General features: G+C 72.9%; 10 protein-coding genes. 4 read left to right on the top strand and 6 right to left on the bottom strand.

What is annotated here, in order from left to right; all coding sequences use genetic code 11:
• Positions 1-212: 212 nt before the first annotated feature.
• From AB0K92_RS15760 to AB0K92_RS15735, 6 genes are all read right to left on the bottom strand, one after another.
• On the bottom strand, positions 213-1,202 hold the full coding sequence (locus AB0K92_RS15760) for a zinc-dependent alcohol dehydrogenase family protein (protein WP_365923107.1): 990 nt from the start codon (positions 1,200-1,202) through the stop codon (positions 213-215).
• On the bottom strand, positions 1,199-2,035 hold the full coding sequence (locus AB0K92_RS15755; RefSeq protein WP_165997350.1) for a carbohydrate ABC transporter permease: 837 nt from the start codon (positions 2,033-2,035) through the stop codon (positions 1,199-1,201). Before AB0K92_RS15755 ends, AB0K92_RS15760 begins: the two co-directional genes overlap by 4 nt.
• Positions 2,032-2,970: a sugar ABC transporter permease gene (locus tag AB0K92_RS15750; protein ID WP_365923105.1), complete on the bottom strand. Its 939-nt coding sequence runs from the start codon at positions 2,968-2,970 to the stop codon at positions 2,032-2,034. The genes AB0K92_RS15755 and AB0K92_RS15750 overlap by 4 nt, the downstream gene beginning before the upstream one ends.
• A complete protein-coding gene (locus AB0K92_RS15745) occupies positions 2,967-4,340 on the bottom strand; it encodes a sugar ABC transporter substrate-binding protein (protein ID WP_365923103.1) in 1,374 nt (457 codons plus the stop codon). Before AB0K92_RS15745 ends, AB0K92_RS15750 begins: the two co-directional genes overlap by 4 nt.
• A gap of 94 nt (positions 4,341-4,434) precedes the next feature.
• Positions 4,435-5,202 (bottom strand): DeoR/GlpR family DNA-binding transcription regulator, encoded by a 768-nt coding sequence (locus tag AB0K92_RS15740; RefSeq protein WP_165997345.1) that lies wholly within the window; start codon positions 5,200-5,202, stop codon positions 4,435-4,437.
• A gap of 358 nt (positions 5,203-5,560) precedes the next feature.
• Entirely contained in the window at positions 5,561-6,370 is an 810-nt protein-coding gene (locus tag AB0K92_RS15735; protein ID WP_365923101.1) for an NAD(P)-dependent oxidoreductase, read from the bottom strand.
• Between the two features lie 349 nt (positions 6,371-6,719).
• On the opposite strand from AB0K92_RS15735, the gene AB0K92_RS15730 reads away from it, so the two are divergent.
• The 4 genes from AB0K92_RS15730 (at position 6,720) to AB0K92_RS15715 (ending at position 11,639) form a co-directional block, all read left to right on the top strand.
• Positions 6,720-7,661, top strand: a complete 942-nt coding sequence (locus tag AB0K92_RS15730) for a 5-dehydro-4-deoxyglucarate dehydratase (protein ID WP_365923099.1) — start codon at positions 6,720-6,722, stop codon at positions 7,659-7,661.
• Positions 7,658-8,824: a hypothetical protein gene (locus tag AB0K92_RS15725; protein ID WP_365923097.1), complete on the top strand. Its 1,167-nt coding sequence runs from the start codon at positions 7,658-7,660 to the stop codon at positions 8,822-8,824. Before AB0K92_RS15730 ends, AB0K92_RS15725 begins: the two co-directional genes overlap by 4 nt.
• Positions 8,825-9,177: 353 nt before the next feature.
• Positions 9,178-10,872 (top strand): M4 family metallopeptidase, encoded by a 1,695-nt coding sequence (locus AB0K92_RS15720; protein WP_365923095.1) that lies wholly within the window; start codon positions 9,178-9,180, stop codon positions 10,870-10,872.
• A gap of 173 nt (positions 10,873-11,045) precedes the next feature.
• Positions 11,046-11,639: a TIGR03086 family metal-binding protein gene (locus AB0K92_RS15715; RefSeq protein ID WP_365923093.1), complete on the top strand. Its 594-nt coding sequence runs from the start codon at positions 11,046-11,048 to the stop codon at positions 11,637-11,639.
• The last annotated feature ends 196 nt before the right edge of the window (positions 11,640-11,835 follow it).

Here is an 11,835-nt window from a genome sequence, read left to right as displayed (position 1 = left end):
GGGTGGGCCGGGGGTGCGGGCCGGGGGTTGTGCGGTGCGGGGGTGGGCCGGGGGTGCGGGCCGGGGGTTGTGCGGTGCGGGGGTGGGCCGGGGATGCCGGCCGGGGGGCGTGCGGTGCCGCCGGTGGAGCGTCACGCCGCCCGGGGCCGGAGGTGGCGGTAGGGGGCCGTGAGGTGCCGGAGTCGGGAGTGACCCCTGGTGTGGGCGGAGCCCTATGGCACGACCACGATCTTGCGGCCCACTCCCGCCGCGAACTGGGCCAGGGCCTCCGGGTAGCGGTCCAGGGGGAGGCGGTCGCTGATGAAGATGTCGGGGTCGAGGACTCCGTTGGAGAAGAGTTCGGCGGCGCGTTCGAAGCTGTGGAGGACGGCCATGGAGCCGGTGATGGTGATCTCCTGGTTGTAGATGCGGTAGGGGTCGATGGTGACGCGGGTGGCGTAGTCGGCGACGCCGAACTGGAGGAAGGTGCCCGCCTTGGCGACGCGGTCCAGGCCGTCCTGGATCGCCTTCGCGTTGCCCGTGGCGTCCACGACGACGTCCCAGCCCTGGGGGCGGTCGAGTTCGTCCGGGGTGGCGGCGGCCGCCGAGACGCCGAGGCGGCGGGCCGTCTCCAGGCGGGACGGGTTCAGGTCGACCACGTCGACACTCGCCGCGCCGGTCCGCTTGGCCAGCTCCAGCATCATCAGGCCCATCGTTCCCGAGCCGTAGATCAGGACGTGGGCGCCGAGACGGGTGCGCAGGACGTCGTAGCCGCGGACCGCGCAGGACAGGGGTTCGATCAGGGCGGCGTCCTCGGTGCGGATGTGGTCGGGGAGCCGTACGCAGTTCGCGACCGGGGCGACCGCGTAGCGGGCCGCGCCGCCCGGGGTGGTCACGCCGATGGCCGCCCAGCGTTCGCAGAGGTTGTTGTGGCCGTTGCGGCAGTAGCGGCACTCGTGGCAGTAGAGGGACGGGTCGACCGCGACCCGGTCGCCGGCCGACAGCTCGGTGACCTGCGTGCCGACGGCGACCACCTCGCCGGCGAACTCGTGACCGGGCACGATCGGCAGCTTCGGGGCGAACTCGCCCTGCAGGATGTGGAGGTCCGTGCCGCACAGGCCGCACGCGGCGACCTCGACGACGACCTCGCGGGGGCCGGGCGTCGGGTCGGGGATCTCGGACACCACGGCCTTGCCCACGGACTCGATGACGGCGGCCTTCATTTCACGGCTCCCAACGACAGGCCCTGGACGAGTTTGTCCTGGGCGGCGAACCCCGCGGCGAGCACCGGCAGGGAGATGACGAGCGACGCGGCGCACACCTTCGCCAGGAACAGGCCCTGGCTGGTGATGAAGCCGGTCAGGAAGACGGGGGCGGTCTCGGCCACCACCCCGGTCAGCACGCGGGCGAACAGCAGTTCGTTCCAGCTGAAGATGAAGCAGATCAGGGCCGTCGCCGCCATGCCGGGCAGGGCGATCGGGGCGATCACCCGCGTGAGGATCACGGGCAGGCGCGCGCCGTCCACCCGGGCCGCCTCGATGACCGCCACCGGCACCTCGGCCAGGAACGACTGCATCATCCACACGGCGATCGGCAGGTTCATGGAGGTGTACAGGACGACCAGCAGCCAGATGTTGTCGAGCAGGCCGGTGTTCCGCGCGAAGAGGTAGATCGGCAGCAGGCCCGCGACGACCGGCAGCATCTTCGTCGACAGGAAGAAGAACAGGACGTCCGTCCACTTGCGGACCCGGTTGATCGACAGGGCGTAGGCGGCGGGCAGCGCCAGAGCCAGGACCAGCACGGTCGACGTCAGGGACGCCACCGTCGAGTTGATCAGCGCGGGCCAGGGGCTCGCGCCGCCCGTCAGGCCGAAGAACTCGCGGTAGCCGTCCAGGGTGAGCGGCGCGGTGAAGGACGGCGGGTTGGTCGCGGCGTCCGCCTCCGAGTGCAGGGACGTCAGCGCCATCCAGGCGATGGGCAGGAAGAACACGATCCCGGCGAGCCAGGCCATGAGGCCCGCTCCGGTGCTGCGCACGGTGCGTCGTACGGCGTTCACGCGCGGGACACCTCCTCACGGAAGAGGGACGACACGACCCGCAGCGCGAAGGTCGCGATGACGATCGAGCCGAGCACCACCAGGACGCCCGCCGCCGAGGCGAGGCCGTTCTCGTGGGCCTGGTAGAAGCTCTGGTAGACGGTGTAGGGGAGGTTGGCCGTGCCCAGGCCGCCGGACGTGATCGTGAAGACCGCGTCGAAGTTCTGGACGATGTAGATCGAGCCGAGCAGGGCGCCCAGCTCCAGGTAGCGGCGCAGGTGCGGCAGCGTCAGGTGGACGAAGATCTGCCGGCCGCTCGCGCCGTCCACCCGCGCGGCCTCCAGCTGCTGCGGGTCGCGGCTCTGCAGCCCGGCCAGCAGGATCAGCATCATGAACGGGGTCCACTGCCAGATCAGCGCGGCCTCCACGGCGAGCAGCGGGGTGCCGGAGACCCAGTCCGGCTGCGGGCCCCCGACGTAGCCGAGCAGGCCGTTCAGCAGGCCGTACTCCGGGTTGTACAGGACGTGCTTCCACAGCAGCGCCGCCGCGACCGGGACCACCAGGAACGGGGCGATCAGCAGGGTGCGGACCACGCCCCGGCCGCGGAAGCGGCGGTCGAGGAGGAGGGCGAGCAGCAGGCCCAGCACCAGGCTGACCAGCACCACGGTCGCCGTCAGCAGGATCGTCGTGCCCACCGACCGGCGCAGGTCGGCGTCGGTGAGGACGTGGCGGTAGTTGTCGAGGCCCGCGAACCGGCGGGCGTCGGGGTAGAGGGCGTTCCAGTCGAAGAAGGAGATCACCAGCGTGGCCACGAACGGCAGCTGGGTCACCACGATCATGAAGACCAGGGCGGGCAGCAGGGGCGCCCGGGTGGCCCAGGCGCGCAGGCGGCTCCGCGGTGCGCCCGCGGCGCGTACGGGGGTGCCGGCCACGGGGGCCGTCGTCGTCGCGGTCATCGGCCCTCGTACTCCTCGGAGACGCGCTCGGCGAGCTGCTGGGACTTCCTCAGGGCCGTCTCGACGGACTGGCGTCCGGCGATGGCCGCGCTGATCTCGCGGGAGACCCGGGTGCCGAGGTCGGTGAACTCGGGGATGCCGACGAACTGGATGCCGGGCGCGGGGCGCGGCTGGACGCCGGGGTCGTCGGGGCGGGCGTTCTCGATGGCCGCGCGGGTCATCTCCTGAAAGGCGGCGGCCTGAGCGCGGTAGGCGGGGTTCGCGTACGTCGAGGCGCGCTTGCCCGCGGGGACGTTGGCCCAGCCGATCTTCTCGCCGACCAGCCGCTCGTACTCCTTGCCCGAGGCCCAGGAGACGAACTTCCACGCCTTGCCGGGGTTGCGGGAGGCGTTCTGGATCCCCCAGGCCCAGGTGTAGAGCCAGCCGGAGGAGTCGGTCCGCTCGACGGGCGCCGGCGCGTAGCCGATCTTGCCCTTGACCGGGGAGCCGGCCGCCTCCAGGGCGCCGGCCGCCGAGGTGGCGTCGTACCACATGGCCACCTTGCCCTGGGTCATGTTGTTCAGGCACTCGGCGAAGCCGGACTGGGCGGCGCCGGACTGGCCGTGCTCACGGACCAGGCCGACGTAGAACTTCGTCGCCTTCTCCCACTCGGGGCTGTCGAGCCGGGCCGTCCAGTCCTCGTCGAACCAGGTGCCGCCGAAGGTGTTCACCACGGTCGTCAGCGGGGCCATCACCTCGCCCCAGCCGGGCAGCCCGCGCAGGCAGATGCCCTTCATGCCGGGCTCGGCGCCGTCCGCCTTCGCGGCCAGATCGGCGACCTGCCGCCAGGTGGGGCGCGGTGGCACGGTCAGTCCCGCGCGGGCGAACACGTCCTTGCGGTACATGAGGAAGGACGACTCGCCGTAGAAGGGCTGGCCGTAGAGCTTGCCGTCGTCGCCGGTCAGGGACTGGCGCATCGGCTTGAGGATGTCCTGTTCGTCGTACGAAGGATCCTTCGCGACGTACGGGTCCAGTGGCTTCAGCCAGCCGTTGCGGGCGTAGATCGGTATCTCGTAGTTGGAGAGGGTGGCGACGTCGTACTGGCCCGCCTGGTTGGCGAAGTCCTGGCTGATCTTGTCGCGGACGTCGTTCTCGGGCAGGACGGTGAAGTTGACCTTGATGCCGGTCTCTTCGGTGAAGTGGGCGGCGGTGAGCTTCTGCAGCTCCACCATCTGCGGGTTGTTGACCATGAGGACGTTGATGGCGTCGCCGCCGGATCCGGCCCCGCCCGCTCCGGCCCAGCAGCCGGAGAGCAGCGGGGCGAGCAGCGTCCCTGCGGCGGCCGTGGCGAGCAGGGCTCGCGGGGGCCGTCGCCGGCTCGGGGTTCGCATGGATCGCTCCTGGGGTGGACGTATGGGGAGATAAGGGGCGTCGGAGGGGAGGGTGGGCCCTGGGGGGTGCCCTATAGGGGAGTGGGTTGGAAAATCAGACGCGGATGACCTGGGGGCCCAGCAGCGCGTAGCGGTGTGCCTCGGCCGCCGGCAGCAGGGTGCTCGTCACGATCGCCTCCAGCGCGCCGACCTCCGCGAACCGGCAGAAGCTCACCGCGCCGAACTTGGTGTGCACCCCGGCGAAGACGGTGCGCCGCGCGGCCCGTACGGCCTGCGCCTTCACCTCGCCGACGGCCGGGTCGGGGGTGGTCAGGCCGTGCTCGCGGGAGATGCCGTTGGCACCGATGTAGGCGAGGTCGACGACGAAACCGGCCAGCATCTTGGTGGTCCAGTGGTCGACGGTGGCGAGGGTGCCGGGGCGCACCCGGCCGCCGAGCAGCAGCACCGAGACGTGGTCCTTCCCGGCGAGCACGCCCGCGACCGGCAGGGACGCGGTGACCACGGTCAGTGGCCGGTCCCTGGGCAGGGCCTCGGCGATGAGCTGGGGGGTGAAGCCCTCGTCGACGAAGACGGTCTCGGCGTCCCCGAGCAGCTCGGCCGCGGCGACGGCGATCCGGCGTTTCTCGGGGACGTGGCTGGTGGCGCGGTAGGAGAGCGTCGTCTCGAACCCGGCGCTCTCCACGGGGTAGGCCCCGCCGTGCGTACGGCGCACCAGGCCGTGGTCCTCCAGGACGCGCAGATCCCGCCGTACGGTCTCCTTGGCCACGCGCAGCTCGGCGGCGAGCGCGGTGACGTCCACGGAGCCGGTGGCGCGGGCCATCCGTACGATCTCGCGCCGCCGTTCGTCCGCGGTCCTGTCCATGGGTGTCACCCGCCTTCTCGCCGTGCTGCCCGTTCGGGCCCCGGTGGGGCCGTGGGGGAAGTTCTACAGCGGTCGCGGGGAGCTGACCAGGTCTGTTACGGGGGTGATGATGCCCGGGGTGTGCCTGTTCGGCGGGATCGGTGCCCGTCTCGGACGCGGCGCGCGGGCGGTGGGACGGGGCCGGTCCGTGCCGCGTCGTGCCTGGTCGCGGCGGGTCGCGGCGGTGTCCGCGCGCCCCGGCCGGCGCCGTGGCGCCGGGCCCGGGCGGGCCGCAACCGGTCGGCGGCGGCGCCCGAATGCGCGGCGGGCGGGCCCGTTCGGTGCCCGCCCGCCGTGTCCGTGGCCGGAATCCGACGGCTCAGTACGGCCAGATGGGCGGGTCGGTCACGAAGTGGCCGCCCAGGCAGGCGTGTGCCGGGTTGTCCGGGTCCAGCTCGCCCTGTTCGGCGATGAGCTTCGCGGCGTACGGCTCGGAGTCGTCCTGCGGTGCGTAGCCGAGGGCCCGCGCGGTGGACAGGTCCCACCACAGGCGGGTGTTGGCGGAGGAGCCGTAGACGACGGTGTGACCGACGTCCTCGGCCGTCAGGGCGGCGTGGAAGAGGCGGGCGCCGTCGGCGGGGCTCATCCACACCGAGAGCATGCGCACGCTGGTCGGTTCGGGGAAGCAGGAGCCGATCCGCACGGAGACGGTCTCCAGGCCGTGCTTGTCCCAGTAGAACTGCGCGAGGTCCTCGCCGAAGGACTTGGACAGACCGTAGAAGGTGTCCGGGCGGCGCGGGGTGTCGACCGGGATGAGCGGGTCGTCGCCCCGGGGGCGCGGGGTGTAGCCCACCGCGTGGTTGGAGGAGGCGAAGACGATCCGGCGGACGCCCTCCGCGCGGGCGGCCTCGTAGAGGTGGTAGGTGCCCTCGATGTTCGCCTTCAGGATCTTCTCGAAGGGGGCTTCCAGGGAGATGCCCGCGAGGTGGATGATCGCGTCGACGCCGCGCACGGCCTCGCGGACCGCGTCCTTGTCGGCGAGGTCGGCGACGATCGCGTCCGGGGCGTCCTCGATGGGGCGCAGATCGAGCAGGCGCAGCGCGTAGCCGTACTCCGGGAGGAGGTCCCGCATCAGCGTGCCGAGTCCGCCGGCGGCGCCGGTGAGCAGAACGGTGCGGGGAGCGGGCATCCTCGGGTCTCCTTGGATCGGCGGCCGTGCGGGAGGGGTGCGCACCGGGTGCGCGGTGCGCGTACGTACGGACAAAGGTGCGGGTGAACACACGGACGAACGTACGGATGAACGGGCGACGTGCGGCGAGACGTGCATATGCGCGTACGTCATTCATATGCGTGGACACGCTAAAAGTCGGTGCGGCGCCCGTCAAGTGTCCGTCGGCGTCCGCGACATCCGCTGAATCCGCTGGTATGGCAGGGGTTGGGGCGCTTGACTCGCCTCCTGGGGGCGCCTTAGCGTGGAGGCGTTCAGAAATGTGGACGTGGATTATGAATATGGACCCCTCGGACCCTCGGGAGCGCCCGTGACGTCAGCCCCTCTCGCCGCCCGCCTCACCGTCCCCAGCGGGCCGCTGTTCTTCCCCGTCACGGCCTTCGGCCCGGACGGCGGCGTCGACCTCGACGTCTACCGCGCGCACGTGCGCCGCGGGGTGGAGGCCGGCGCCGCCGCCGTCTTCGCCTGCTGCGGCACCGGCGAGTTCCACGCGCTCACCCCCGAGGAGTTCCAGCGCTGCGTGCGCGCGGCCGTCGAGGAGACCGCCGGGCGGGTGCCGGTCGTCGCCGGGGCCGGCTACGGCACCGCGCTCGCCGTACGGTACGCCCGGCTCGCCGAGGAGGCGGGCGCCGACGGACTGCTCGCCATGCCGCCGTACCTCGTGGTCGCCGGGCAGGAGGGGCTGCTGCGCCACTACCGGGAACTCGCGGCGGCCACCGCGCTGCCCGTGATCGTCTACCAGCGCGACAACGTCGTCCTCACCCCCGAGACCGTCGTCGAACTCGCCCGCACCGACGGCGTCGTCGGCCTCAAGGACGGCCTCGGCGACCTCGACCTCATGCAGCGGATCGTCAGCGCCGTACGCACCGAGGCCCCCGGCGACTTCCTCTACTTCAACGGGCTGCCCACCGCCGAACAGACCCAGCTCGCCTACCGCGGCATCGGCGTCACCCTCTACTCCTCCGCCGTGTTCTGCTTCGTCCCCGAACTCGCCCTCGCCTTCCACCAGGCCCTGCGCACCGGCGACGACACCACCGCGCACCGCCTCCTCGACGGCTTCTACCGGCCCTTCGTGGAACTGCGCGCCCAGGGCCGCGGTTACGCCGTCGCCCTCGTCAAGGCTGGGGTACGGCTGCGCGGACTGGACGTGGGCGAGGTACGGCCCCCGCTCAACGAGCCGGGCGAGGATCATGTCAAGCAGCTCGCTCAGCTGATCGAGCGTGGGTACGCGCTGCTGGAGGACACCAAGTGAAGGCATCGGCATTCGTCTACCCCTGGGACGTCAACGGGGACCCCGACGCCCCGGCGCGCCTCGCGGACCTGGGCATACGTCAGGTGACGCTGGCCTCCGCCTACCACTCCACCCGCGCGCTGACCCCCCGCCACCCCGCCCGCCGTATCGTCACCGCCGAACACGCCGCCGTGCTCTACCCCCTCGGCGCCCGCTGGGAGGGCCGCACCCTGCGCCCCTACCCGGCCGGTGCCTGGGCGCCCGAGGCGGACGCGTACGGGGAGGCCGCCGCCGCGCTCGCCGACGCCGGACTGGAGACGCACACCTGGGTCGTCCTCGCCCACAACTCCCGCCTGGGCGCCGAACACCCGGACACCTCGGTCGTCAACGCCTACGGCGACCGCTACCCGTGGGCGCCGTGCGTGGCGCAGCCCGCCACGCGCGCGTACCTCGTCGACCTGGCCGCCGAGGCCGCCGTACGGCCCGGGGCGCGCGGCACCGAACTGGAGTCCCTCGGCTGGTACGGCCTCGCCCACCTGCACGCCCACGACAAGACCGGCGGGGTCGGCCTGGGCGACGCCGGCCAGTACCTGATGTCGCTGTGCTTCTGCCCCGACTGCCGCGCGGGCTACGCCGCCCACGGCCTCGACCCCGACGACCTGGCCGCCGCCGTCCGCGCCGCCCTGGAGCCGCTGTGGCAGGGGGCGCCCTCCGACGGCGGCTGGGCCGCGGTGGAGAAGCTGCTCGGCGACACCACCGCGAACGCCACGCGCGCGTGGCGCGACGAGACCGCCCGCACCCTCCAGGAGGCGGCCGTCGCCGCGGTCCGCGCGGAGGCCCCCGACGGCTTCCAGGTCCTCCTGCACGCCGACCCGGTCTCCTACCACTGCGGCGCCAACGCGGGCGTCGACCCCGCGCACATCCTGTCCGTCGCGGACGGCGTCGTCGTCCCCTGCACGGGCGGCCCCGGCCTGCTCACCCCCTTCGCGGAGCAGCACCGCGCGGACGCCGTCCTCGCCGCCAACTTCACGGTCGTCTCCGGGATGGGCGGCAGCCCCGCCACCCTCGCAGCGGACGCCGCCCGCGCCCGCGACCTCGGCGCGACGGAACTGCGGCTGTACCACGCGGGGCTGGCCTCGGACGGGGACCTGGCGGCGGTGCGGTCGGCGCTCGCGAGGGTGTGACCCACGCCCGGTGCACGTCCTCGGCTCGGCCACGCACCCACCGGCCGGTGGCCGGCCGGCTCGGCCATGCACCCACCGGCCGAGGCCGCGCCGGGCGCCGGGACGCCCTCCCCGCCGTGCTGCGGACCGCCGCCGTGCCGCGGACCGCCGGCGGGCCGCAGCCGATCACTGCCGATTACGGCTGATCACTGCTGACCTGCCGATCGCCGGCGATCACCAGCCCGGTTGCAGCGCCCGCTACCCCGCGTGACGATCGAAGAGGGGCATACGCGCGCGAGGACATGGCCGGCCGCGGAGGGGACGCGACGAACGACGCGGGGGGACGCGGGGGCATGCGACGAGAGGGTACGGCCATGTCACAGCTCGACCGCTTCCGCTACCACACGGCGGAGGACCCGCAGGCGCGCGGCGCGCATCTCGGACCGGCGGAGGTCCGGGCGCTGGAGGGCACGGAGACGCCGGACGGCTTCGAAGCGTTCAACTCGCCGGAGTCCGCGGCCCGTTTCTACCTGGAGGAGAAACTCGTCCAGGAGGACGCGCCCGGACTGCGCGCGGCCGTCCGCGAGGACCGGCCCGAAAAGGTCCCGGACCTCGCGCTGCGCGGCACGCGCCACCAGGCCGGCACCGGCACGACCCTGGTCCGCTTCGAGCAGACCCGCAAGGAGATCCCCGTCTTCGGCGCCGAAGCCCTCGTCGAGGTCGACGAGGACAACCAGCTCGTCTCGATGGACTGCCGGCTCGGCGAGGTGACCGACGTCGGTTCCGTGCCGGAACTGACCGGAACGGAAGCACTGGAGCGGGTCAAGGAGGCGACCGGGAGCACGGTCACCGCGGAGGAAATGCCGCCGCCGTCACTGGCGTACGTCAGCCGGGACGACCGCTGGCACCTCGCCTGGCACCTGCGCGGCGTGCCGGCCCAGCTCCCCGAGACGCGCCGCGGAGGCCTGCGCGGCCACGGTCTGGGCCGGTCCCCGCGCGACGACTTCCCGCTCACCGGCTACCTCGTCGACGCGTCCTCCGGCGAGATCCTCCAGTCGTACGGGATGACACCGACGGCCGCGGTGCCCACCCGGCTCGAGGGCGCGGACGAGATCGATGTCCGCCACCGGTTCCGGGGCAGCCGGCAGGACGGCTCCTACCTCCTCCACGACAGGTGGCGGGACATCGCCACCTACGACCTCGGATTCGCCGACCTCGCGCAGACCCGGCTGCCGGCCACGGCGATCGGGTCGGCGCAGGCGGACTTCGGCGCGGCGCACCGGGCCGGGATCTCGGCCCACGTCAACGCGGAGCGGGTGGAGAGCTTCTACCGGGACGAGCTGTACCGCGACGGCATCGACGACGCCGACATGGCGCTCGTCTCCACCGTGAACTGCGTCTACCTGCAGGACGGGCCGGGGCCGGAGTGGGTCAACGCCGTCTGGTGGAACGGGCGGATGTGGTACGGCCAGATGTCCGACGGCACCCGGCTGGTCAGCCTCGCCCGCCACCTCGACATCATCGCGCACGAGCTGACCCACGGGGTGATCGAGCACTCCTGCGACCTCGTCTACCAGGACCAGTCCGGAGCCCTGAACGAGTCGCTGGCCGACACCATGGGCGTCATCATCGCCAACTGGTACCAGGCACCCGACCGGGACGACGTGCGTACGTGGAGCTGGGAACTGGGAGCGGGGCTGGGCAGCGGGGAACTGCCGCTGCGGGACATGAGCGACCCCTCCCGGACCGGTGACCCCGCCCATATGCGGGACTACCTGGTCACCCGGCGGGACAACGGCGGTGTCCACACCAACAGCAACATCCACAACAAGGCGATGCACCACCTGCTCACCTCGGCCGACGAGGCCGGCAACCCCGTGCTGCAGGTCGGGGAATGGGCCCTGCTGATCTACCTCGCCCTCGTCCGCCTGCTGAAGCAGTCCGGCTTCGCCGACATGAGGCAGGCGCTGCGCGACGTCACCCAGACCTATCTGGCCGGGAGCGAGGCCGCGCGGACGGCCACGCTGGCCGCCGTGGACGACGCGTACCGGAGGGTCGGAATCGGCTGAGCGCCGCCGCGCGTGCCGGTGCCCGTTCCCGTGCCCGTTCCCTTGCCGGTGCCGGTGCCGGTGCCGGTGCCGTCACGGGAACGGGCACCGGGCGGGCGATGGCACCGGGCGGGCGATGAGTTCCGCCGTCGCCGCCGGTCCACCTTCCAGGACCCCTCCCGGAGGAGCAGCGCATGACCCAACCGACCGGCCCGACCCTCGACCTCGGCCCCCAGACGGCGCTCGTGGCCCGCCTCGCCGGCGGGGTCCGCGACGGACAGCTGGCGGACCCCACACCGTGCCCGAAGTACACCGTGGGCGACCTGCTCGCCCACCTGAGCGGGCTCGCCGTCGCCTTCCGCGACGCGGACCGCAAGCACCTGGGCGTCACGACCGACACCGATCCCGGCGCCGGGCTGCCCGTCCTGGAACCCGACTGGCGCACCCGGCTCCCCGCGGTGCTCGGCGAACTCGCCGGGGCATGGCGGGACCCGGCCGCCTGGACCGGTACGACCCGCGCCGGGGGAGTGGACCTGCCCGGCGCGGTGGCGGGCCTCGTCGCCGTCGACGAGCTGGTGATCCACGGCTGGGACCTGGCCCGCGCCACCGGCCAGGACTACACCCCCGACCCCGCCGCCCTCCAGGCCTGCCACGCCTTCCTCACCGAGTCCGTGGACGACCCAGGCCGGGACGACATCTTCGGCCCCGTCGTCGACGTCCCCGAGACCGTGCCCCTGCTCGACCGCGCGGTCGGACTGAGCGGACGGGACCCGGCCTGGAGGCCGTGAGGCGGGTGCCGCTCCGCTTCCGGCGACCGGCCGCCGTCAACCGCGCGGCCGGTCGCCGGCCACCGGTACCGGAACCTTCGCGGAGTTGCGGCGGCACACGGACCCGGCGCGGCTGAGCGCGATCCCGATCTCGCGGATCTCGCGTGTTCTCGCCCGCTCCGGTGACGGCGGTCCCTGCCCCCGCCCGCACCGAATC

The sequence above is a fragment of the Streptomyces sp. NPDC052687 genome, from assembly GCF_040678395.1.
GTDB lineage: Bacteria > Actinomycetota > Actinomycetes > Streptomycetales > Streptomycetaceae > Streptomyces.
This window is presented reverse-complemented; position numbering and strand designations above follow the sequence as displayed.

Coding starts and splice junctions, on each gene's coding strand:
- AB0K92_RS15750 (WP_365923105.1), bottom strand. CDS start 2,970: ATGACCGCGACGACGACGGCCCCCGTGGCCGGCACCCCCGTACGCGCC.
- AB0K92_RS15760 (WP_365923107.1), bottom strand. CDS start 1,202: ATGAAGGCCGCCGTCATCGAGTCCGTGGGCAAGGCCGTGGTGTCCGAG.
- AB0K92_RS15715 (WP_365923093.1), top strand. CDS start 11,046: ATGACCCAACCGACCGGCCCGACCCTCGACCTCGGCCCCCAGACGGCG.
- AB0K92_RS15735 (WP_365923101.1), bottom strand. CDS start 6,370: ATGCCCGCTCCCCGCACCGTTCTGCTCACCGGCGCCGCCGGCGGACTC.
- AB0K92_RS15745 (WP_365923103.1), bottom strand. CDS start 4,340: ATGCGAACCCCGAGCCGGCGACGGCCCCCGCGAGCCCTGCTCGCCACG.
- AB0K92_RS15720 (WP_365923095.1), top strand. CDS start 9,178: ATGTCACAGCTCGACCGCTTCCGCTACCACACGGCGGAGGACCCGCAG.
- AB0K92_RS15740 (WP_165997345.1), bottom strand. CDS start 5,202: ATGGACAGGACCGCGGACGAACGGCGGCGCGAGATCGTACGGATGGCC.